The 22,137-nt window shown below is 54.0% G+C and carries 18 protein-coding genes; 12 read left to right on the top strand and 6 right to left on the bottom strand.

Going from position 1 to position 22,137, the window contains the following annotated elements; translation table 11 throughout:
• Position 1 precedes the first annotated feature (1 nt).
• On the bottom strand, positions 2-1,210 hold the full coding sequence (locus THINI_RS08605) for a class I SAM-dependent methyltransferase (RefSeq protein ID WP_002708212.1): 1,209 nt from the start codon (positions 1,208-1,210) through the stop codon (positions 2-4).
• A 47-nt stretch (positions 1,211-1,257) separates the two neighbouring features.
• On the opposite strand from THINI_RS08605, the gene THINI_RS08600 reads away from it, so the two are divergent.
• Complete coding sequence (locus THINI_RS08600) at positions 1,258-2,001, top strand: pteridine reductase (protein WP_002708211.1); 744 nt, start codon at positions 1,258-1,260, stop codon at positions 1,999-2,001.
• On the opposite strand, the gene rfaH is transcribed toward THINI_RS08600, so the two are convergent.
• On the bottom strand, positions 1,998-2,525 hold the full coding sequence (gene rfaH, locus THINI_RS08595) for a transcription/translation regulatory transformer protein RfaH (RefSeq protein ID WP_002708210.1): 528 nt from the start codon (positions 2,523-2,525) through the stop codon (positions 1,998-2,000). The genes THINI_RS08600 and rfaH overlap by 4 nt on opposite strands.
• Positions 2,526-2,721: 196 nt before the next feature.
• On the opposite strand from rfaH, the gene THINI_RS08590 reads away from it, so the two are divergent.
• Genes THINI_RS08590 through THINI_RS08575 form a run of 4 tightly spaced genes read left to right on the top strand, consistent with a single transcriptional unit; the run spans position 2,722 to position 6,460 of the window.
• Positions 2,722-3,474, top strand: a complete 753-nt coding sequence (locus THINI_RS08590) for an ABC transporter ATP-binding protein (protein ID WP_002708209.1) — start codon at positions 2,722-2,724, stop codon at positions 3,472-3,474.
• Positions 3,471-4,232: an ABC transporter permease subunit gene (locus tag THINI_RS08585; RefSeq protein WP_002708208.1), complete on the top strand. Its 762-nt coding sequence runs from the start codon at positions 3,471-3,473 to the stop codon at positions 4,230-4,232. Before THINI_RS08590 ends, THINI_RS08585 begins: the two co-directional genes overlap by 4 nt.
• Before the next feature lie 6 nt (positions 4,233-4,238).
• Positions 4,239-5,648: a GldG family protein gene (locus tag THINI_RS08580; protein ID WP_002708207.1), complete on the top strand. Its 1,410-nt coding sequence runs from the start codon at positions 4,239-4,241 to the stop codon at positions 5,646-5,648.
• Positions 5,648-6,460 (top strand): DUF4340 domain-containing protein, encoded by an 813-nt coding sequence (locus tag THINI_RS08575; protein WP_002708206.1) that lies wholly within the window; start codon positions 5,648-5,650, stop codon positions 6,458-6,460. The genes THINI_RS08580 and THINI_RS08575 overlap by 1 nt, the downstream gene beginning before the upstream one ends.
• A 43-nt stretch (positions 6,461-6,503) precedes the next feature.
• On the opposite strand, the gene THINI_RS08570 is transcribed toward THINI_RS08575, so the two are convergent.
• The 3 genes from THINI_RS08570 to THINI_RS08560 all read right to left on the bottom strand — a co-directional run bounded on the left by THINI_RS08570 (position 6,504) and on the right by THINI_RS08560 (position 10,862).
• A complete protein-coding gene (locus THINI_RS08570) occupies positions 6,504-8,420 on the bottom strand; it encodes a DEAD/DEAH box helicase (protein ID WP_002708205.1) in 1,917 nt (638 codons plus the stop codon).
• Positions 8,421-8,488: 68 nt separating this feature from the next.
• Entirely contained in the window at positions 8,489-9,865 is a 1,377-nt protein-coding gene (locus THINI_RS08565) for an alpha/beta hydrolase family protein (protein ID WP_002708204.1), read from the bottom strand.
• A 205-nt stretch (positions 9,866-10,070) separates the two neighbouring features.
• On the bottom strand, positions 10,071-10,862 hold the full coding sequence (locus THINI_RS08560; RefSeq protein WP_002708203.1) for an enoyl-ACP reductase FabI: 792 nt from the start codon (positions 10,860-10,862) through the stop codon (positions 10,071-10,073).
• Positions 10,863-10,950: 88 nt separating this feature from the next.
• Between THINI_RS08560 and THINI_RS08555 the strand changes: the two genes are divergently transcribed.
• The 7 genes from THINI_RS08555 (at position 10,951) to THINI_RS08525 (ending at position 20,941) form a co-directional block, all read left to right on the top strand.
• The gene (locus THINI_RS08555) at positions 10,951-12,804 is read left to right on the top strand and encodes a peptide-binding protein (protein WP_002708202.1); all 1,854 of its coding nucleotides are present in this window, start codon (positions 10,951-10,953) and stop codon (positions 12,802-12,804) included.
• Positions 12,805-12,833: 29 nt separating this feature from the next.
• Complete coding sequence (locus tag THINI_RS08550; protein ID WP_002708201.1) at positions 12,834-14,183, top strand: glycosyltransferase family 4 protein; 1,350 nt, start codon at positions 12,834-12,836, stop codon at positions 14,181-14,183.
• Positions 14,158-15,069, top strand: coding sequence for an NAD-dependent epimerase/dehydratase family protein (locus THINI_RS08545; protein WP_169314600.1), 912 nt, complete (start codon positions 14,158-14,160; stop codon positions 15,067-15,069). Before THINI_RS08550 ends, THINI_RS08545 begins: the two co-directional genes overlap by 26 nt.
• Positions 15,070-15,216: 147 nt before the next feature.
• Complete coding sequence (locus THINI_RS08540) at positions 15,217-15,903, top strand: Crp/Fnr family transcriptional regulator (protein WP_002708199.1); 687 nt, start codon at positions 15,217-15,219, stop codon at positions 15,901-15,903.
• 22 nt (positions 15,904-15,925) lie between these two features.
• The gene (locus THINI_RS08535) at positions 15,926-17,605 is read left to right on the top strand and encodes a FecR family protein (protein ID WP_002708198.1); all 1,680 of its coding nucleotides are present in this window, start codon (positions 15,926-15,928) and stop codon (positions 17,603-17,605) included.
• Positions 17,606-17,720: 115 nt separating this feature from the next.
• Complete coding sequence (locus tag THINI_RS08530) at positions 17,721-19,697, top strand: adenylate/guanylate cyclase domain-containing protein (RefSeq protein ID WP_169314599.1); 1,977 nt, start codon at positions 17,721-17,723, stop codon at positions 19,695-19,697.
• Positions 19,697-20,941, top strand: a complete 1,245-nt coding sequence (locus tag THINI_RS08525; protein WP_002708196.1) for a hypothetical protein — start codon at positions 19,697-19,699, stop codon at positions 20,939-20,941. The genes THINI_RS08530 and THINI_RS08525 overlap by 1 nt, the downstream gene beginning before the upstream one ends.
• Before the next feature lie 84 nt (positions 20,942-21,025).
• Here the strand turns inward: THINI_RS08525 and THINI_RS08520 are convergent, their stop codons facing one another.
• Positions 21,026-22,066 carry a hypothetical protein gene (locus THINI_RS08520; protein WP_002708195.1) on the bottom strand — a complete coding sequence of 347 codons (1,041 nt, stop codon included), beginning with the start codon at positions 22,064-22,066 and terminating at the stop codon, positions 21,026-21,028.
• Positions 22,067-22,137: the final 71 nt, after the last annotated feature.

The raw sequence follows: 22,137 nt of genomic DNA, 5'->3' as shown, positions 1-22,137 counted from the left end.
GTTATAAATGTTGTTTCCGGTTGGCGAGTCTAAAGCCGATCAGGGGCGGGGTAAATCCTTTGCTGAGTGCGATGACCTTGAAACGGTCGCCCATTTCCGACGGGAGGCTCAGCGTGCGTACCTGCTGTGCCAATTGGTACTGGTTGTCGGGATTGGCATCCAGCGCGGCAATGAACAGTTCCTCCAGCCCGCTGCTGGCGAGGAAAGCTGCTTGTGTTGTGTAACCGGTCAATTCCAGCCCCGCATCCACGCCTGCTGCGGCCACGGCGGTGAAATCCACACTGGCGGTGATGTCCTGCAAGCCGGGGTATAGTAGCGGGTTGTTATGAACGCGGTGCTGGTAGTGACAGATCAGCGTGCCTTCGTTGCGGTCGGGGTGGTAGTAGTCCTGCTGCTCGTAGCCGTAGTCGATGAGCAGCAATGCTCCAGCCTCCAGCGTGTCGGCCATGCTGCGCATCCAGCCGGGCAGGGCGGGGTTGTATTCGGAGGTGTAGGAAAGAAACCCCTTCCAGCCCCCCCTTGTCAGGGGAGGAGCCAGATGTTCCCCCGCTTTCGTTCCCTCCCCTGATAAGGGGAGGGTTAGGGAGGGGTTTCTTGCTGTGAATGCAAAATTATCCCCTTCAAGTTTCACATGCACAGAATGCATTTCACCTTCCGTAACCTGAAACACCTCCACCGGCATTGCATCCAACACCTCATTTCCCACTATAACCCCGCGTATGGTTTTTTCCGGCAATGCGTCCAGCCATTCCACCCGCGCCAACAAATGCGGCGCTTTCGCCTGCAAGGTCTGCCGCTGCCGGTCACGCAATTCCGGACTCAAATCAAGAATCCGGTAACGCTGCGGCAGGCAACCCAGTTTCTCGAGCCGCAACAACATATCCGCTGCCATCACCCCGCTACCTGCGCCCAGCTCCAGCATGTCGCCGCCCCCCAGTTCTGCCAGCACTTGTGCACACTGGTTGGCGAGGCACTGCGAAAACAGCGGGGAAATCTCCGGTGCGGTGATAAAGTCGCCTTCCACCCCAATCTTGCGCAAGCCCGCCACGTAATACCCCAGCCCCGGTTCATACAGCGCCATGCGCATGAATTCGCGGAACGGAATGCTGCCGCCGTGGCTTGCAATGGCTGCACGAATGTGCTGTGCCAGCTGTTCGCTGTGCGCCAAAGCCTCGGCTGGCGGTGTGGGTAATGTGTCAGTAAAGTGCATGTCGGGTTATCATGAGGAAAAACATAAAGCTTAACAGAAGGTATGGCATGGCGACATTGGCAGGAAAGGTAGCGTTGCTCACAGGCGCTGCCCGACGTATCGGCGCGGCAACCGCCCGCAGTTTGCACGCAGCAGGTGCAAACGTGGTAATCCACTACCGCCGTTCATCACAGGATGCGGAAACACTACAGGCGGAACTGAATGCCATCAGGCATGCTTCCTGTTTCCTGGTGCAGGGGGATTTGCTGGATGTAGCAAACATTCCCCGCATCGTGGCGCAAACGCTGGAACAAACCGGGCAATTGGATGTGCTGGTGAATAACGCATCCTCGTTCTACCCCACGCCGCTGGACACCCTGAGCGAACAGCAATTCGACGACCTGATCGGCACCAACCTGAAAGCGCCGCTGTTCATGGCACAAGCTGCCGCACCGCATTTGCAGGCCAGCCAAGGTTGCATCATCAATATGGTCGATATCCATGGGATGCGCCCGCTAAAAGGTTACACCGCCTATTGCGTGGCGAAAGCGGGTTTGCTGATGCTGACCCAATCCCTCGCCCGCGAACTGGGGCCGGATGTACGGGTCAACGGCGTTGCCCCCGGTGCGATCCTGTGGCCGGAAATGAGCGAAAACCACGCCATGCACACCGACATCATTGCCCGCACTGCCCTGCAACGCGAGGGCAGCCCGGAAGACATTGCCAAAGCCATCCTGTTCCTGGTGCGTGATGCTGGTTACATTACCGGCCAAGTGCTACCTGTGGATGGCGGGCGCTTGCTAAACCATTAAGCTGCCAACAAGTGAGCCGGTGAAATGGCCATTTTGCTGGGGCGCTTGGTATTTAGGAGATGCATCAGGATGTAAACACGGTTATCGCCATCGTATTGCTGGAAAACAGCTTGCAAGCCCTTGAATGGCCCTTCGGTGATAATGACTTTGTCGCCTTTGTGGAAACGGTCAAGGTCAATTGCGCGGTCACCCAATTCATCTTCATTGGCTTTCAGCGACAGGATGAGGGGGGTAGGCACGGGTGGCGGCAGGCATTCCCTGCCGAAACGCACAATGGAGCTGACCCCGGTGGTGCTGCGGATAGGCCCCCAGTTATCTTCGATACCCTGATCCAGATAAATAAACATGTAACGGGGAAACAGCGATTCCGTCATTTTCACCATTTTGCCGCGTTGTTTGCGCAGGCGTTTGGCCAGTGGACGGTAGACTTCGTAATCCTGATTGCGCAGATGCGCTTCCGCCAGTTCATCTTTGTGCGGCTTGCTTTGGAGCAGGAACCAGCTTCGTTCAGTATAGACACCCATGATCGTAGTACCCTTTATGTCAGCCCAAAAAAAGTGCATAAACGGGTGGTTGATTTTTGTGAGATATATCAGCCGCCCGCTTACCAATTCCAGAGTCTATTCGATATACTCGCAAGTTCAACCCTTCCATTCATAGAATATATATTTCATTTTATCAGAAATATTAATGAAAACTGAATAAAATTAGGGCAATTACATGATAAATCATCAGGATAGGCTCATAACCGCAACCGGCTTGTCACGCGACTATGGTGACCACCGTGCAGTAATTAATTTGGACGTTGAGTTACGCAAGGGTGAGGTATTGGGTCTGCTGGGGCCGAATGGCGCGGGTAAATCCACCACCATGCAGATGCTGACCGGTAACCTTGCCCCTACTGCGGGTGAAATCCATATCAATGATGTGGATTTGCTGGATGAGCCGCGCAAGGCCAAGCAGCAGATCGGTTATCTGCCGGAACAGCCACCGGTTTACCGCGACCTGACTGTGAGCGAGTATCTGCATTATTGCGCCCGCCTGCGCAATGTGCCTGCTGCCCAACGTCAGGGTAGCGTGGAACGTGCCAGCGAACGTTGCGGCTTGAAAGATGTCGGCAAACGCCTGATCGGCAACCTCTCCAAGGGCTACCGCCAGCGGGTGGGGATTGCGCAAGCCATCCTGCATAACCCGGCGGTTGTCATCCTCGACGAGCCAACCGTTGGCCTTGACCCGATCCAGATCCGCGAAATCCGTAGCCTGATCCGCGAACTGGGGCAGGAACACGGCATCATCCTTTCCACCCACATCCTGCCGGAAGTGCAGGCGGTGTGCGACCGGGTGCAAATTCTCAATCGTGGCAAAACCGTGTTCAACAATACGCTGGAGGGGGTGGAGTCGCTGGAACAGGTGTTCTTTGACCTGATTTTCCGCGAAGCCGGGGAAGGGCAAACAGAGGAGGCCGCTGCATGAACGCTATCTGGGCTATCGCTAGCATGGAATTCCGCCGCATGTTTGTATCGCCGCTGGCGTGGAGCATCCTCGCCGTGGTGTTGTTCATCCTCGCTTGGGTGTTCCTGCTGGGTTTGAACGAATACCTGACCCTGATCCAGCCGCAAGTGGCCGGGATGCAAGACCCGCCGGGTATCAGCGACATGGTGGTGTCGGCGCTGTACCTGTGGGCGGGTTTCATCATGCTGGCGGTGATGCCGCTGATCACCATGCGCCAGTTTGCCGAAGAACGCATGAACCAGACCCTGCCGTTGCTGACTTCTTCGCCGCTATCCAGTACACAGATTGTGCTGGGAAAATACCTCGGCGTGTTGGGTTTTGTGCTGCTGATGGTCGGTTTGCTCAGCCTGATGCCGCTTTCCCTCTCCATTGGCACGGGGCTGGACTGGGGCAAGCTGGCGGCGGCAGCGTTGGGGCTGGCGTTGTTGCTGGCTTCGTTCGCGGCGGCGGGCTTGTTCCTGTCGGCGCTGGCCAGGCAGCCGGTGATTGCGGCGGTGACGACCTTTGGTTTGCTGCTGTTCCTGGTGGTGTTGTACATTTCCGGTAATTCCCAAGGGGCGGGCAGTGAAGTGTTTGTTTACCTGTCGCACTTCGGGCATTTCCTGTCGTTCCTGGATGGTATGTTTGATAGCAGCGACCTGGTGTATTACCTGCTGTTTATTGGCGGGTTCCTGATCCTGACCATCCGCAAACTCGACAACGACCGCTTGCAGGGGTAGACCAACATGAAAATGAGTAAAAAGACCCACCGCTGGATCGGGCTGCAAAACGGGGTTTTCTATCTGCTGTTTGTACTGGTGATCGGGTTGTTGGGCTATTTCGGGCGCGAATTCAAGTTCGAGTCCGACTGGACTTACGGCGCGCGCAATAGCCTTTCCCTGCCTACCCAAGCCTTGCTGCAAAGTCTGGACAAGCCGCTGACTTTCATCGCCTACATCCCTGACCGCCCCGATCTGGAGGCCGAGTTGCGTAAGATGGCGGGCAAATACCAGCGCATCAAGGCGGATACCAGCATCGAATTCGTCAACCCTGACCTTGACCCGGCGCGGGCGAAGCAGGATGGCATCCAGTACGCCGGGCAGCTTGCCATCCATCTTGGTGACCGCAGCGAGGTGGTGGAAGCGACGGGCGAAGACATCATTGCCAACGCCATCCAGCGCATGAGCCGGGGTGGGGAACGGCTGGTGCTGTTCCTGGAAGGCCACGGCGAACGCAATCCGCTGGCGCAGGAATCGACTGGCATGTCGCAACTGGTCGCCAACCTGCAACGTAATGGCTTCAGCATTCAGCCACACAATCTGGTGCGTACCCAGTCGCTGCCGCAGAATGCCAGTTTCGTCGTCATCGCATCCCCGCAGCAGGATTTACTGCCCGGCGAAGCCGATGTGTTGAAACAGTATGTGGAACAGGGCGGCAATCTGTTGTGGTTGCAAGACCCCGGCGGCCTGCATGGCCTGCAAGCACTGGAAGAGTTGCTGGGGCTGCAAATCTACGACGGCACGGTGGTGGATGCGAACCAGGCGTTGCAGCAGTTGCTGGGCATCAACCATCCGGCAGTGATCCCCATCGTCGATTATGGCAAGTCGGAAGTAGTGCAAAAGCTGACGGGGATGCAAACCGTGTTTCCGTTCGCCACCATGGTCGCGCGCGACCCGCAGGCAGGTGGAAAGGATGGCTCGCTGGCGTGGCAGGCGGATGAGTTCCTCATGACCCTGCCGACCAGTTGGCTGGAAAGCAGCGGTTCGCTGGAAGGCGCGGTGAAGTTCGACGAAGGTAGCGGCGATCAGGCCGGGCCATTGCCGATTGGCGTTGTAGAAACCCGGACGCTGGAGGCATCCGACGGCCAACCTGACGCTAAGCCGCGTGAACAGCGGGTGGCGGTGATCGGCGACAGTGATTTCATGCTCAACAGTTTCATCGGGCAGGGGGCAAACCTCGATCTTGCCACTAGCCTGTTCAACTGGCTGAGTGCCGATGACAAATTGCTGGAAATACCCGTTATCCGCGCCCCCGACACCCAACTGGATATTGGCGAAACCACCGGTTTTGTGTTGGCGGTATTTTTCCTGTTTGTGTTGCCGCTGGGGCTGCTGCTGACCGGTTTGCTGATTTGGTGGCGCAGGAGGAAACGCTGATGGCCATTTCCGCCCAGACACGCCGCCTGTTGCTGAACCTTACCCTGCTGTTGTTGGTGGCGGGGCTGGGGGCGTTGGCCTGGTGGAACTCCAGCCAGCCGCAAAAGCAGCCTGAAACCCTGCTAAGCCTGACGCAGGGGGATGTCACTGAAGTCACCATTACCCGCAATCCGGGGGCTGGGACGCAGGACATCATCCGCCTGCAACGGGAAGGCGAACGCTGGCGGATGCTGGAACCCAAACAGGCGGACGCCAACCCCGCCCGCATCGCCCAGCTTTTCACCCTGCTGGCTGAGCCGGTGGACGCCAGCTATGACGCCGCAGGCAAAAACCTCAAGCAATATGGGCTGGAACCCGGCAGCGTCAGTGTGGTGTTCAACGGCAAGAGCCTGCTGTTCGGCGCGGAAAACCCGGTATCCAACAAGCGTTACATCCTGACTGGAGGCAAGCTCAAGCTGGCGTCGGAAGCGGTGTATGGCCTGCTGACTGGTGAGGCGCTGGAATTGGTGTCCAACAAGCTGGTTCCGGAAGGCGGCAAGCTGAAAAGTGTGGATTTACCGGCAGGTTACACAGCCAAGGCCGAAACCCTGCAAAACTGGCAATCCGCTGACGCCATTCGCCTGGAGCCGTGGGATGGCAAGGGTGACAGCCAAGGCAAAATCACTCTCACGCTGGAAGATGGCGGCAAGGTGGTGCTGGATTTGCTGGCTAGGGAAGGGGATTTGGCGTTGGGGAATGCGGCGCTGGGCATCCGTTATATCCTGCCGGATGTGCAGCGTGGGAATTTGTTGCCGGGTAAGGAACGTGCATGAAATAACACCCCAAAGAGGGCGTATGCGATACGCCCTCTTCACTTCACTGAAACCGTTTCGGCTTGCCCTTGTCCTTGTTTGGGGCTTTTTTCTTGCCTGCTTTGGGCTTGTCGCCACCGAAACGCGGTTTGTCTTTGTCGCGGCCAAACTTGGGTTTTTCCTTGCCGAAACGCGGTTTGCCTGCGCCAGTCGGTTTGTCACTGCGGGGCGGGCGCTCGCTGCGGTCGCGCTCCCGGTGTTCCTTGCGCTTGCCGCTGTTGCTGCGGCTGGGGGAATAGTCGGCGGCGGCTTCGTCGGTCAGGGCAATGTCGAGCATTTGCCCGGCGACCCGCGCCCGTTTGAGGTCGTGGAGGATTTCTTTCGGCATCCCCGCTGGCAGGTCGACCAGGCTGAAATCCTGCTGGATGTCGATGTAGCCGATGTAGCGGCTGTCCAGCCCGGCTTCGTTGGCAATCGCGCCGACAATGTTGCCCGGCTTGACGCCGTGCACGCGCCCCACTGCCAGCCGGTAGCGCTGCATTTCAATGCTGTCTTCGTCGCTGCTGAAGGCTGAGGTGTTGGCGTTGCTTTTCTTTTTGCCCTGTTTGCGTGGCTCGGGGTCGGCGGGGTTGTAGGCCGGGTGTTTCTGTTTTTCTTCCAGCAACATCGGTTCGTCGCCTTGCAGCAGGCGGGCGAGGGCAGCGGCGACTTCGAGGGCGGGGATGTTGTGTTCGCGTTCGTAGTCACTGATCAGTTGCAGGTAGAGGTCGAGGCCGTCTTCGGCTTCCAGCGTGTCGGTGATGCGTTGCTTGAACTGGGCAATGCGCAGGTCGTTGATGGTTTCGGTGGAAGGCAGTTCCATCAGCTCGATCGGCTTGCGGGTGGCGCGTTCGATGGCACGCAGCAAGTAGCGTTCGCGCGGGGAAACGAACAGGATGGCGTCGCCGCTGCGCCCCGCCCGCCCGGTGCGTCCGATACGGTGCACGTAGGATTCAGTGTCAGTGGGGATGTCGTAGTTGATGACGTGGGTGATGCGCTCCACATCCAGCCCGCGCGCGGCTACGTCGGTGGCGATGAGGATGTCGATCTTGCCCTTTTTCAACTGGTCAACAGTGCGTTCGCGCACGTTCTGCGGGATGTCGCCGTTGAGCGCGACCGCGCCGTAGCCTCGGGCTTGCAGCTTTTCTGCCAGTTCCACGGTTTCGGTCTTGGTGCGGACGAAAATAATACATGCGTCAAACGGTTCAGCTTCGAGGATGCGGGTGAGCGCGTCCAGCTTGTGCAGGCCGCTGACCAGCCAGTAACGCTGGCGGATGGTGTCGGCGGTGGTGGTCTTGACCTGGATTTTGACTTCCGCCGGATTGTTCAGGTAGCTCTGCGCAATGCGGTGGATGGCTGGCGGCATGGTGGCGGAAAACAGCGCGATCTGGCGGGTGACCGGGGTCTGTTCCATGATCCATTCGATGTCTTCGATGAAGCCCATGCGCAGCATTTCGTCGGCTTCATCCAGCACCAGCGCTTGCAGGTTGTCGAGCTTGAGGGTTTCGCGGCGCAGGTGATCCATTACCCGGCCCGGTGTGCCGACCACGACGTGGACGCCGCGTTCCAGTTGGCGGAATTGCGTGCGGTAATCCTGCCCGCCGTAGATTGGCATGACATGGAATCCGGGCAGGTGGGCGGCGTATTTCTGGCAAGCTTCGGCCACCTGTATCGCCAGTTCGCGGGTGGGGGCGAGGATCAGGATTTGCGGCCCGGTAGTGCTCAAATCCAGCCGTGACAGCAGCGGTAGGGCGAAGGCGGCGGTTTTGCCGGTGCCGGTTTGCGCCTGACCTAATACGTCACGCCCTTCCAGCAGGTAGGGGATGGTTTCGGCCTGGATGGCGGAAGGGGTTTCGTAACCCAGTTCCTGCACAGCTTGCAGGACGGGGGCGGCGAGGCCGAGTTCGGAAAACGCGGGCAGGGTAGGGGTTTCTGCGGACATTCAGGGCTTCAGGGGTCAGGAGGAAACCGGGCATTATGCGCCAGTTTCCTGCTAAGATAAATGGCTTTCTATAAGTCCGTCGCGAACTGGCCGAAGTATTCCGCCATGAACTGGGCGTAAGGTTTGATGCAGTTGCTGTGGTTGGAAGGCGTGGCAGTGCATTCCGCCAGGTCAATGTTCTGCGTGCCGCGTTTCCGCATGGCGTCCAGGGCGATGGTGGCGTTGCCGAAAGGCACGGTTTCATCATCACGCCCGTGAGTCAGGCGGGTAGGGGTTTTAGCCAGCCAGTCATGCACGCTGTTTGCGGCCATGGTTGCGTCATCGTCGGCCATCCAGTCCATCAGGAAGGTTTTGTCGAAAACGATGTCGCTGTCATCCGGTGTGATCTGCTCCAGTAGCGCATCGACCAGCATTTCGTCGAATTTACCTGGGTATTTGGCCGCGTATCCGGGGCGGAAACTGAAACTGGTCAGTTTCGTGTACAGGGTGTCGAGCAGGCCGTCGTAAAGTTCATCCAGCGTGTACTTCAGGTCATAGGGGCCAGCACCCGCCACGCTGGCGGTAATGGGGATGTTATCGCTTTCCAGCGCTTGCTGGGCTGCGAGGGTCACGTACCCGCCTTCCGAATAGCCGGTCAGGAACAACTGGTTGTTGACGGGAATCTTCTGGTCGGCTAGCCATTGTCTGGCGGCGGTCAGGAAATCAGCCACGGCGATAGCGGAAGGTTTTGCCTGCAAATAGGGATGCGGTTTGCCGCGCGATGCGCCATAGCCAACGTAATCCGCCGCGATCACCACATAACCCAAGGATGCCACGATGTTGGCAGGCGATGCGGCTACCGTCTCGTTGCTGGGGGCTTCCCGGTCATGGAAGATCGTGCCGTGCTGGAAACTTAGCAGCGGGCTTTTGGCTCCCGCCGGTTTCTGGGGCACGGCGACCAGCCCTGATGCTTCAATCAGTTGCCCTGCGCTGTCCATGGTTTGGTAGGTCACGCGATAATGGTTGACGGCATACTGAGGGATGACAGCAGGAACCTTGGAGGTCGGGTCGCTGGCGGCTTCGGTGCTTGCTTCCACGCTGTTGGTGTTGATCAGTTGACCGCCCAGTAACGCACCCCGGGCATTGGTGATACGTGGTGGTTCAGTGGGTTGGGTGGTGGTGTCGGTTCCTGTGGCGGTGTCGGTGGTGCTGCTGCCGGTTCCTGTATTGGCACTGGTGTTGTCAGCAGGGGTGCTTACATTGCCGGTATTGACAGTTGCGTCGCTTTTTCCTGTATCCGCGCTGTCGCTGCCACTGCTTGTGTCGGTAGTAACGCTAGTGGTGTCAGAATTTGCCGTGAGGTTATTGGGGGGATTGTTTCCACCACTACAGGCACTCAACAGCAAGCTGGCGGAGAGCATGAGGCAAGTAAACGCTGTTGTGCGGTGTGATGGATGACGGAACATGACAGCAGACTCCGATAGATTGGATAAGACAGGCATACGAATAAAAAATATTATCTAGCATAAATTTTTTCATGTAAAAAGAGTGTGACGCCGGACACGTAAAAATGTTTATCGTTGGTTGTTGTGTCTCTAGGCAAGCACTGGGTTTGTGCAATGGGTACGTCAGTGCAACCGGGAAGAACCCCGGTTGCCGATAGCGGGAAAGTTACTCTTCCCCCATCCCTGACATGCCGAGGATATTCCACCCGCCATCCACATAAGTGATTTCCCCGGTAATGCCCGAAGCCAGGTCGGAGCACAGGAATGCCGCCGTGTTGCCCACTTCCTCGATGGTCACATTGCGGCGCAGTGGGGCGTATTTCTCGAAAAAGTCGAGCATTTTCTTGAAACCACTGATGCCTGCCGCGGCCAGCGTGCGGATCGGGCCGGCGGAAATGGCATTCACGCGAATACCCTGTGGCCCCAGATCAGCCGCCATGAAGCGCACCGAGGCTTCCAGACTGGCTTTGGCCATGCCCATCACGTTGTAGTTGGGGATGGCGGCGATTGCGCCCAGATAGCTCAATGCCAGCAGGGAACCATTACGGCCTGCCATCATCGGCTTGGCATAACGTGCCAAAGCCAGGAAGCTATAGGCGCTGATGTCGTGGGCAATCTGCGAGCCTTCGCGGGTAGTATTGTCGACGATACTGCCGGAAAGCTGTTCCTTGGGCGCAAACGCAATCGAGTGCACCACGATGTCGAGGCCATCCCAGTGCGTGCCCAGTTCCGTGAACGCGGCTTCGATGCTTTCATCGGTCGCCACATCGCAGTGGATGACGATGCTGGAACCGAATGCCGCCGCAGTCTTTTCCACCCGGCTTTTCAGCTTGTCGTTCTGGTAGGTGAAAGCCAGTTCCGCGCCTTCGCGGTGCATGGCTGCGGCGATGCCGTAGGCGATGGAACGGTCACTTGCGATGCCCGTGATCAGGGCGCGTTTGCCAGCGAGAAAACCCATGTAAACTCCTATTGTGTAAATGCTGCACCCCGGTGGGGTTAGTGTTATGCTGTGAAACCCCTGAATTATGCAGTAAACAATCAAGCGTATGCAAAAACGATCAAGCGCCAGCAACTGGCTGCTGTACCTGTTGGTTGCCCTGGTTATCGTGCTGTTGCTGTTGACCATGTACCAGATCGACCGCCAATGGCTCAAGCTGGCCGAAGTGCAGACGACCCTGTCGGAACAGGCGCGCGACATCCGTGAATTGCGTACCGCCATCAGCAGTGGCGCAATCCGTCAGCAAGCCGCCACCGGTGGCAGTGCCGCACCGGGTATTTCCACTGCTTTCCAACGTGCCTACAATGCGACGCAACAGCCGGATTATGCGCAGGGCGACTGGAGCGTGAATGCATTCGGGACCAACCTCAAGACGATCACGCCACTGGTGTCGACGGATGCCTACGCATCTGAGGTGCAGGGCTACATCCAGGAAAGCCTGATTGCCCGCAACCCCGATACGCTGGAGTGGGAGGGGCTGATCGCCAAAAGCTGGCAGGTCAGCGAAGATGGCCTGACCCTTACTTTCCTGATGCGCGACGACGTAACTTTTTCCGACGGTGTTCCGCTAACGGCGGATGACATCGTGTTCACTTTTAACTTCATCATGACGGAGGCCATTCAGGCACCACGTGAACGCGCTTATTATGAGAAGCTCAAGGGTGTGCAGGCCAACGGCAAATACGAAGTGGTGTTTACGTTTAAGACGCCGTATTTCGAGGCACTGTCGTTGGCGGGTGGGATGCCAATCATGCCGAAACATTTCTATGAGCCGTATCTGCAAACACCGCAGGCGTTCAATGAGTCCAAGGGGTTGCTGCTGGGCAGTGGCCCGTACCGCCTGCTGGACCCGAAAGGCTGGACGCCGGACAAGGGCAATGTGGAACTGGTGCGCAACGAGCGTTACTGGGGTGATGTGCAGCCTTCCTATGAGCGTGTGCTGTGGAAAATTATCCAGAACGACAGCGCCCGTCTGACTACTTACCGCAATGGTGAGCTGGACGATTACCTGGCGCGCCCGGTGGAGTACCAGAAGCTCAAGGATGATAAACAAATCATGGGCAAGAGCCAGAACTTCGAGTATATGCCACCGGTGGCCGGTTACAGCTACATCGGTTGGAACCAGGCGCGCAATGGCAAACCGACCCGTTTCGCCGACCCGCGCGTGCGTCAGGCGATGAGCTACCTGACCGATGTGGAGCGTATCATCAAGGATGTCTACCTCGGTTACGCGGAACCGGCAGTCAGCCCGTTCAACAACAGCAGCAAGCAGCATGATGCCAGCTTGCAACCGTGGCAGTTCAATCTGGAAAAGGCGCAGGCGTTGCTGAAAGAGGCTGGTTACGAAGACCGCAACGGCGATGGTGTGCTGGAAGACGCTAATGGTCAGCCGTTTGCCTTCAAGCTGACCTATTTCGGTGACAATGAGGACACCAAACGCATGGTATTGCTACTGCGGGATCTTTATGCCCGCGCTGGGGTAAAGATGGAGCCGTTTCCGCAAGAGTGGCCAGTGATGATTGAAGCCCTGAACAAGAAGGATTTTGATGCCATTACCCTGGGTTGGACTAGCGGGATTGAAACGGACATTTACCAGATGTTCCATAGCTCGCAAACGATAGCAGATGGTGATAACTTCATCAGTTATAAAAAACCAGAACTGGACAAACTGATTGATGAGGCACGTTCCACGGTGGATGAAGCCAAGCGTATGCCGTTGTGGCAGCAGGCTGAGCGCATCATGTATGAGGATCAGCCTTACACCTTCCTGATGCGTCGCCAGACGCTGGCGTTCATCGACAAGCGTATCCACAACCTGCAAATGACCAAGCTCGGGTTGAACATGGGCAGTTTGCCGGTGGAGACGTATGTGCCGGCGGCCATGCAGAAGTACTCACAATAAAATTCTACTCATTTATTTAGGGATAAATAATGCGGATCGCAATTGATGGTTTTAACCTAGGGCTGAAGCAAGGCACTGGGTTGGCGACGTATGCACGCGAGTTGTCATATGTGTTGAATGATGCAGGTCATGACGTATTTCCAATTTATGGTCTGACCAACCTCAAAAATGATGACGAGTTGAGGTGGCCGAGCTTTATTCAGCGCCTTGCCAACCATGGCGAGGCGGGTAGCGATGATTATCGGAAATGGTTGGCGCGTACAGTTTTGTATGCACCCCATATGTTGTTCCAAACTCGGGGTGTTGGCCTGACTCCCGTGGAGTTAAGTGAACATGTCGAGTCAGCCCCGATAGGCTTCAAGTTGCCTGCTTTTAAAGGAATTTACAATTGCCCGGGCGTTTACCGAGCCTCGCAGGCTTATACCCGCTTTGTTCAACGCCCCTTGAGGGTCAATATTCCTGAGGCTGGAATAGATGCATTGCATCTGACTTGCCCTTTGCCGATCAGTATGCCAGGTGTCAAAACGGTAATGACCGCGCATGACATCATTCCGCTGGTTTTGCCGCATAGTACGGACATGAACCTCAAGCATTACCGGCGATTGATGGCTACGGCGCTAGGTAACAGCGACATGATTTTCTGTATTTCCGAGAAAACCCGCGATGATTTGCGTCAGTGGTTTGGCATACCGGATTCACGTATGCACCTGACTTATCAGGCGGTTAACATCCCTCAAAAATACCGTCAGTTGCAGGAGGCTGAGGTCAGCGTTTTCCTGGAAAACAATTTCGGTCTGGATTATAAAGGTTACTTTTTATTTTTTGGTGCTATCGAGCCAAAAAAGAACGTTAGCCGGGTTATTGATGCCATGCGCATGGCGAGAACAGATTTGCCTTTGGTCATCGCAGGTAAGGATGGGTGGCTATACGACGATGTGCATGAGCGGTTGGCTCAGGCAGCAAAGTTGGCTAAAGCTGTTAAAAAAGAGGGGGAAGAAAAAAGTCGGCCGGAAAAAATTCAACGGGTTGAGTATTTGCCATTTGCACAGCTTATGTATTTGGTCAAGGGGGCAAGAGCCTTGGTATTTCCGTCTTTGTACGAAGGCTTTGGCTTGCCCGTGCTGGAAGCTATGCAGCTTGGGTGCCCGGTTATTACTGCCAACACCACGTCATTGCGGGAGGTTGCGGGCGATGCAGCCTTAACAGTTGATCCGATGGATACGGATGCAATCAAAACTGCGATTGAACGTTTATCAGTCGATGATGGTCTATGTCAGGAGCTTGTGGAAAAAGGTTACCAGCAAGCGGAAAAGTTTTCCCCCGGGAAACATGCCGAGCGTTTGGCTGAGGGCTATGCAAAAGCAGGCTTGCGTTGGTGATGGGGGTGTGGCCTTCTCCTTGCTGCTTTCAGGAACAGATATGAAAAAACGGGTGTTGGTGACTGGTGGGCAAGGGTTTACCGGACGTTATCTAGTTAATCAATTATTGCAGGCAGGTGATGAAGTATTTGTCTTGAAGGCAGATATTTATGATGCTGAAGCTCTGCTTCAGGAAGTCAGGGGTATTCTGCCTACCCATGTTGTGCATCTGGCGGGCATCAGTTTTACGCCTGAAGGGAAAGATATTAATGTTTACAAAGTGCATGTCATAGGCAGTGAGAATTTGTTGAAAGCGTGCCGGGAGCTTGGTTCGTTAGTGCGGAAGGTCATCCTGGTTAGCAGTTCGCACGTATACGGGGATCGCAGTGATGGTGAGCCAATTAATGAACACGTCTGCCCTGCACCTTCTACTCACTATGCAATCAGCAAATATGGCATGGAGTGTGTGGCAATAAAATATGCGGAAATATTACCCATATTGATTGTCCGCCCATTTAATTACACAGGATGTAGGCAGATGGGGCACTTTTTAGTCCCGAAGCTGGTCAGACATTTCAGGTTACGGGAACCCGAAATGGAACTGGGGAATATAGGTGTTGCCAGGGATTTCTCGGATGTGCGTTGGGTTGCCCAAGTTTACAGTGCATTGCTGGACAGCAAGCATGAAGGCATGGTAAACGTTTGTTCGGGGCGGGCAATTTCTATTCGGTATATGTTAGATTATCTAAGTCAAAAAACTGGCCATACCCCCAAGCTTCGTCAAAGGGACGAGCTGATGCGGCAAGAAGGGGGCGTTCAGGTTGGTGACCGTAGCCGGTTGGATAACTGGGTGGGAATTGAACCTTACCGGTTTGAGGATACGCTAGACTGGATGTTGTCTGGCTAGCAATATAATATTTTTATTAAAAGGTATTATAATTAAATCCGAAGAGACTCGGATTCAGAGGGCTGTAAAGCAGTAAAAGATCGAGAGTGGCAAACTGTCCAACAGATGCCAAAGTGTTACACCTAGCAATAAACCATGTGACAAGTCATGAAACTGACAATACGTGCACTCAAACAGATAACCTTGTTGGAAGAACTGGATGATGATTGGCTGGAGAAGTTGACCCATCAGGTTGTTGTCAGGAAGTACCCCAAACGGCAAACTGTTTTACAGAAAGGCTGCTCCAGTGGCGATCTCCTGTTTCTGCTGAATGGCAGCCTACAGGTGGTGGATTATACCGAAGATGGCCGGGAGGTGGTTCTGCATACGGTCTGCCCTGGTGATTACTTTGGGGAGCTGTCGGTCATTGATGGGCAGCCAAGGTCGGCCTCGGTAGTTGCATCAGAGGTGTCAATGGTTGGTTTTTTGCAGAAAAAATATGCATTGGAGCTTTTTTACCATTGTCCGCCAGTTGCCAAAAAAGTTATTGAGCGTTTTGCATACATCATTCGCCAGGCATCCAACCGTCAGGTCTTGCTGAACATATCCAGCGCCTATACCCGCGTTTATGTGATTTTGATGCAAATGGCCGAAAGGTCATCGGAATCGGATAAGATTGAGCATTTGCCTACCCAAAAGGAGTTGGCCAGCATGGTCAACACCAGCCGGGAAACTGTTTCAAGGGCTATACAAGCACTAAAAAAGCAAGGTATAATCAGAACTGATAAGCATCAGCTTATTATCCTGAAGAAAAATGCATTAAGGGCTTTAATTGGACAATCTTCAGAAAAATAGGCCATCAGATGGGAGATGTGCTATGTTCAAGATATTTAATACTATTTTATTTTGTGTTCTTGTCGGGGGCTGGGGGATTTCGTTTGCGTCACCTTCCTTGTCGCCTGTTGAAAATGAGAATGTAGGCAAGATCGTATTCGTGTTGGGTGTTGCCAGCATCGTTGATGCCCAAGGCAATAAAGAACCGGCAACCAGAGGCGCGGCAATCAATGTGGGTAGCCAAGTGATTACGGGTGACCGTAGCCGGGTGGGAATCCGCATGGTGGATGGTGCGCGGGAAGAAGTGTTCGCCAACAGTGAATTTGCTGTTGAGGCATACCACTACGACCCGCTGAATCCGCAAGCATCAGAGGTCAAGTTTTCATTGAAGACAGGGGGCTTACTGAGCGAAACGGGTAAGGCTGGCCATGCTGCCAAGGATAAGTACCGGTTGAATACGCCACTGGCGGCAATCGGTATCCGGGGAACTGAATACATTGTCCAGGTAGGGCAGGATTTTACCCAGGTACAAGTTTTGTCCGGGGGGGTGGTTATGTCTGGTTTTGATGGCCAATGTCGTGCGGAAGGGATAGGCCCGTGCCAAGGTGGCAACGCGACTGTTTTGATGGCTGAGCAGCGTGACAAGGTGATGGTACTGAAAAAAGGTCAGCAACGCCCTGAGCTGGTTCCTGCAGTAAGCAATACGAGCAGCAATACTGCTGCCCCAGCTTCCAACACCAAAGCGGCCGCTTCTGGCGAAAAGGAAAAAGCGGGCAGTGAGGCAAAATCAGAGGAATCTGAAGGCCAAAAGACGCAAGCGAGTACAGATGGTGAGAAGTCTGGTGAGGCAGGGAATACGACGACCAGTAACACTGGGAGCGGTACAACAACGGGTGTTGCCGGTACTGCCAGCAACAGCACGACTGCATCTGGAAGCACCGCAGCTAGTAGTGGTACATCGGCCACCAGTAACAGTGCCTCTGCGTCTGGAGCCACAACTAGTAGTAATGCTGCTTCTACATCGGCCAGCAGCAGCACGTCTACCTCCGGAACCACAGCCAGCTCCTCTTCTGCTACGGCTACCAGCAACAGTGCGTCTACGTCTGGAACTGCAAGTACCACTGCTGCCGCTACCAATATTTCTGCGGGTAACACCACAACAGTGGCAGGTTCTTCAGTCAATACGCAGATGGAACTGGCTGCGTTGGAGCAACGGCCTGAGCTGAAATGGGGGCGTTGGGATCCTGGTCTGGAGAAAGAAGCCTTGGCTTCAGGTTATGAAGTAGTTGCCCAAACTGGTGATTACACGATCATGCGTCAGAAAGATCTTCAACCCGTAATACCGGAAGAGGGTGTGTATCACTTTACTCCAGCCAGCTATGATGCGGTAGTGACGGATCTTTCAAAGTCCCGTTTTGATCAGAGTTCCTATAAATCTGCGGAAATCAAAGATGCTGATTTGCAGATTGACTTTGCTAAGAAAAGCTTTGGTACTAGTTTTGCGGTGGTTAGTCCGGATATTTCCGCAACTATCAAGGCGACAGGTGTATTGGATGACAAAGGTTTATTGAAAGATGATGGCTCTAATCCAAGTACGTTTATTAGTGGTGCAATGGGGGCAGATCAGAATACGGTTTCTACCACTTTCCTCCAGCATATTGATAAGCGTTATGATGCGGCAGGGGGCATTGACTGGGTGACACCAATAACGGCTGCTCAATAACCTTATTCCTAGAATGAAGCAAAAAAAGCCCGAAAGGGCTTTTTTTGCTTCAAGTTAATTATTTAATAATGTAAAATGCATTGATCTGTAAGTTTTTATGGTGCAAGGGGGCTTATTGAACCTACCAGTAAAAAACCTTTCCTATGCCTATCTGTTCAAAGGCGAACGCATCCGCTATGGATTAATGGCAGGTATTTTGTGTTTTTTGGGTATCCTGATATTTTGGTTTAAACCTGCTTGGTTTTCCCATATTGAGGCTGGTGTTTGGAATATTTATCAGCGTTATGGGGTTGCCCACACTAACCAGTCTCCCCCAGTCACGATTGTTGACATTGATGACAAGAGCCTGTTTGAAATAGGTGATTGGCCTTGGTCGCGCCAGCAAATAGCCCAGTTAGTGGAGGTTATGTTCAAGGATTACCATATCGCCGCAGCGGGTCTTGATATTCCGTTTCTTTCTGCACGTGATGCAGAGGGTGACAAAGCCTTATTGGCTTTGTCTAATGAGTATCCTCTTGTTTTTGCCCAACTGTTTGCTTTGGAAGGGCAGGGTAGCACTATAACCAGTGGTGTGTTGGGTGGCGGAAAAGTCGATAATATTCCAGTCGGTTTGCATATTCCCCAGGCCATTGGCTATGTCGCCAATCATGATGGGTTGGCAACAGCTCCTTGCGTCGGCCATATCATCCGGAAGAAAGAAGATGGGGAAATTTCCCAAGTACCGCCACTCATTGCCTGGGATGGAAAGGCATATCCGATGTTCAGTTTGGAGATTCTGCGTTGCTGGATGGAGTCCATCGGCGAACCCGGTGAATATAACTTGAGAGTAAACGCCATCCCATCAGTTAATTACCAGCAAGTGCAAATTTTGCCTGTATTTGGTAAAGAACTGGAACTATTGCTGGACAAGGATGGTTTTATGCGCGTCCCCTATTCCCAGAATGACCTAATCAGCATTTCCGCAGCCGACATCCTTAAACATCGGGTAGACCCTGCATTACTGCAAAACCTGATTGTGGTCGTGGGAAGCTCGGCCATGGGGCTAGTTGATCAGCACAGCACGCCGCTAAGTGATAATAGCATAGGGGCAATTGTGCATTTGCAGTTGCTGGAGTCTTTTCTGGGTGATTCGCCACCCATGCCAATTGTCAAGGTGGAATGGGCTACGGCGGCCTGGGCGGTAGCCAGCTTGCTATTGCTTTACTTTTTGTTGTTAAGGGGGAGTGGTGTCGTAACATTGCTGGCAGCGACGCTAATGTTAACAATAGCCTGGCTTGGGTTGGGATATTGGTTATGGATAAGCTGGCAATGGTGGTTGCCGATGTTGCCGCTGCTAGGTTATGCTTTGTTCGTGGTTTTGCAGGTGCCGGTCGAATGGGCTGTCATGCAACGGAGCGTCAGGCGGCTGCGTTCCTTGTTCCAGGGGTATTTGCCTGCAACCGTGCTGGATTCCCTATTGCGGCAGCCAAAGAATAGCTTATTGGAACCGCGGCGTTGTACCTTGACCATCCTGTTTGCAGATATCGCCAATTTTACCCGGCGGGCGGAAGATTCTGCTTCGCCGGAAGAGCTTGCCCGCCTTACCCAGCAAATTCTGGGGCGTCTGACAGAAGCGGTATACGCCGGAAATGGCACACTGGATAAATATATGGGGGATGCCGTCATGGCTTTCTGGAATGCTCCATTACCGCAGGAAAATCATGCCGATCTAGCCATTCAGGCGGGGCGTGACATGATCGCGGGGATTGCTGCATTTAACCGGGAACGTGAGGGTGATGGATTTGAGCCGGTGGCTATTCGGATAGGCATACATACAGGTGAGGCTATCGTCGGTAATCTGGGAACCCGCTTCCGCCATTCTTACACCGCAATTGGTGACGCTGTTAATGTGGCTGCCCGCCTACAGGAAAAGGCAAAAGATTTGCAGGAGCCGTTAGTTATCAGTGAAACAACGGCGGCCATGGCAAAGCAATGGAATTTAAATGCGGAAACCACGGTTTATCTGCGTGGACGCCGCCAAGAAGTTGGTGTCTTTACATACTCGGGAATCACGCCCAAAAAGGATGCTCCCGGTCAATACGGAACCTTGTAGTGTCAAAAAACAATAATCTACCTACTTTGATCAATGTTGTTTGGAAATGGGGAGTTGCTTGTTCACTGACTGTTTTCTGCTTGCCTGCGGTTGCTGCGGGAGTTATTGACATTGGTGGGTTGCTTGACCAAGCTGCTGTTGCCTGCGCCAAACGGAATGATACGCAATTGGCTGAGTTGAACCAGCAACTCGAAGGCATTATTGATGCTTATCCGGATTTGCCCCAAGAACAAGCGTATGTGCGCAAGTTACTGAATGATTTCAGGCAGGGTAATTGCTATCTGCCAAAACATTCAGGCCGCCAAGGAAATGGCTCGCAGCGCATTACCAACGAGGATGACGTGAATGGGCTGGACGGTGCAACACGGTTGCAAGCCAGTGTTGGTTATGGCAGTAATATCAATCTAGGTGTCAGGAACAGAACCCTAACCATCGATGATTTCAAGGGAACAGGGCCGGTGGAGCTGGAGCTTGGCGAACCTAGCAAGGCGAAGGAGGATGCTTTTACGGATGTGCTGCTTAGCCGCGAGCATCAGTTTGAAACATTGCCGACACTGAAAGCATCGGCAACGTATAACCAGCGTGATTACAAGGACAACTCAGCATTCAGTTACAAGGCATTGGAATTAAGTCTTCAGTACAAGGCAGCGGATGAAAAAAATTATACTATTGGCCGCCAAAATACTTGGATAGAAGGGGATCTGTGGCAGGAGAGCACCCAGGTAAAGGTATTGACGCCACTTCCCGTTGGTGACGGGGAAACCTCACGTCTTTATTGGGAGGCTTCGCTGAATCAGGATGCTTACCCCAGACGCCCGGAATATGATGCTACGGTGGCGCGCAGCAACCTGCGTTACCAACGGGTGGTGTCGGACGCTACCCTGGTGCAGGTAAAAGCTGAGGTTGCCTACGATCATGCCGAAGATCAACGTCCTGGAGGCGACCGCAAGTCTCATGGTGTCAGCGTCGCTGCCCTGAAAGTGTTTGATAGCGGCTGGCAAGCCTTGGCAGAGGTCGGTGTCAAGAAACGCTACGATAGCGAGCCTTATTCGCCGGAGCTGTTTTCGGATAAAAAGAGGGTGCAGACGCTTGGGCAAGCGGGCGTGCGCTTACGCAAACCCCTCCGCAAAGGTTTGTGGCTGGATATAAGCTATGTGCAGAACGCCCAAGGAGACAAAAATATCCCCCTGTTTGATGTTGAGACCAACCGTTCGGGCAGCGTTGGAATAGAATACCGCTGGTAAATGTTTGTTGTTGCTGCGCTGGCAAGCCCCCCATTGAGAGGGGGGACTTAAAATAAACTGTAGGCAACTTGCGGATACGGGGGGTTAAAGAATGAAATGAGTCGCGTCAAGGCTGGATATGTCCACTCCTTGGGCTACTCCCACGAGGGTTATTTCGTCTTTGTCCAATATGCCGCTACTGTTTCCGTCATTCAGATAGAAAATATTGGTGTTGCCCCCGCCATCAGCCGTCAGCAATACAGCCTTGCCAGCCTTGTCAATGTTCAGGCTGAGGGACAGCAGGGCATCTATGTTGGCTGCTTGCGCGATGAAGGGATCCATCAGTGTCAGGCTATTGCCGAGAATGTTGGCCAGTTTGAGGCTAAGCCCAGCTCCCTCATCCAGGAATGCACTGAAATCAAACTTATCACCAGCGTTTGTTGCATCGCCAATGGCAAAGCCAATCACGGTATCAAGGCCGTTGTGGGTAGCGTTGTCGGCGAACACAAATATATCTGGACGGGCGCTGGCGTTCAGGACATCATTACCTTCCGTGCCGATGACTGTATGTGGTGTTTTGAGGAAGGTTGTGATGGCTTGGTCAACTGATGCAGGATCTGAAGTCACCACGGCCAAAATTTGTTTACCCAGCGTAATATTTTCGGTAGGGCTTAAATCAGCACCAAACTGATACTTTTCCACCAATTGCAGCGCTGTAGACATCTTGTTATTGAAGCGGTCTTGGATGGCCTGTATGGCGGGGCTGCTACTGGCGTCAAAGCTGCGGATTTCATCAATCATCTGGATAACCAATGCTCCCTTGTCGCCCCGGAATTCAGACTTTAGCCGAAAAGTCCAGTAATTGACTTCCATGTCGTCAGGTTCCGCGCCGCTGCCGGGGCCGCGCCCCATCAGGCCATCATACAGCTGGCGGATAAAAGCGCTGTCGGTCATCTCGGCAGAATAGCCGGACATCTCCGGAAAGCTAACAGCAGCATTAAAAAATGCATTGGAAATCTCAATGAGTGAAACGCCCTTATTGTTGTACTCGTCCACCCAGTACTGGTAGCCGTGTACATCAGGAGCGCGATTGAACCATGCGACATACAAGTCGACGATAGCTCGGTTCATCTGGTCTGTAGCCATGATGTTTGCTCCACGAAACTCTGTTTTTGGTTAAAAAAAATGCTAAGCACATCTACGTAATCAATAATTAT

It is taken from the genome of Thiothrix nivea DSM 5205 (assembly GCF_000260135.1).
GTDB classification, from domain to species: Bacteria; Pseudomonadota; Gammaproteobacteria; order Thiotrichales; family Thiotrichaceae; genus Thiothrix; species Thiothrix nivea.
Note: the sequence above shows the minus strand (reverse complement) of the source record. Positions and strands in the feature narration are given on the sequence as shown.

What these genes read in the sequence shown, in the direction of transcription:
- THINI_RS08600 (WP_002708211.1), top strand. Translation starts at nt 1,258, where the DNA reads ATGGCGACATTGGCAGGAAAGGTAGCGTTGCTCACAGGCGCTGCCCGA.
- THINI_RS08605 (WP_002708212.1), bottom strand. Translation starts at nt 1,210, where the DNA reads ATGCACTTTACTGACACATTACCCACACCGCCAGCCGAGGCTTTGGCG.
- THINI_RS08580 (WP_002708207.1), top strand. Translation starts at nt 4,239, where the DNA reads ATGAAAATGAGTAAAAAGACCCACCGCTGGATCGGGCTGCAAAACGGG.
- THINI_RS08585 (WP_002708208.1), top strand. Translation starts at nt 3,471, where the DNA reads ATGAACGCTATCTGGGCTATCGCTAGCATGGAATTCCGCCGCATGTTT.
- THINI_RS08560 (WP_002708203.1), bottom strand. Translation starts at nt 10,862, where the DNA reads ATGGGTTTTCTCGCTGGCAAACGCGCCCTGATCACGGGCATCGCAAGT.
- THINI_RS08545 (WP_169314600.1), top strand. Translation starts at nt 14,158, where the DNA reads ATGCAAAAGCAGGCTTGCGTTGGTGATGGGGGTGTGGCCTTCTCCTTG.
- THINI_RS08555 (WP_002708202.1), top strand. Translation starts at nt 10,951, where the DNA reads ATGCAAAAACGATCAAGCGCCAGCAACTGGCTGCTGTACCTGTTGGTT.
- THINI_RS08520 (WP_002708195.1), bottom strand. Translation starts at nt 22,066, where the DNA reads ATGGCTACAGACCAGATGAACCGAGCTATCGTCGACTTGTATGTCGCA.
- THINI_RS08550 (WP_002708201.1), top strand. Translation starts at nt 12,834, where the DNA reads ATGCGGATCGCAATTGATGGTTTTAACCTAGGGCTGAAGCAAGGCACT.
- THINI_RS08570 (WP_002708205.1), bottom strand. Translation starts at nt 8,420, where the DNA reads ATGTCCGCAGAAACCCCTACCCTGCCCGCGTTTTCCGAACTCGGCCTC.
- THINI_RS08540 (WP_002708199.1), top strand. Translation starts at nt 15,217, where the DNA reads ATGAAACTGACAATACGTGCACTCAAACAGATAACCTTGTTGGAAGAA.
- rfaH (WP_002708210.1), bottom strand. Translation starts at nt 2,525, where the DNA reads ATGGGTGTCTATACTGAACGAAGCTGGTTCCTGCTCCAAAGCAAGCCG.
- THINI_RS08535 (WP_002708198.1), top strand. Translation starts at nt 15,926, where the DNA reads ATGTTCAAGATATTTAATACTATTTTATTTTGTGTTCTTGTCGGGGGC.
- THINI_RS08575 (WP_002708206.1), top strand. Translation starts at nt 5,648, where the DNA reads ATGGCCATTTCCGCCCAGACACGCCGCCTGTTGCTGAACCTTACCCTG.
- THINI_RS08590 (WP_002708209.1), top strand. Translation starts at nt 2,722, where the DNA reads ATGATAAATCATCAGGATAGGCTCATAACCGCAACCGGCTTGTCACGC.
- THINI_RS08565 (WP_002708204.1), bottom strand. Translation starts at nt 9,865, where the DNA reads ATGTTCCGTCATCCATCACACCGCACAACAGCGTTTACTTGCCTCATG.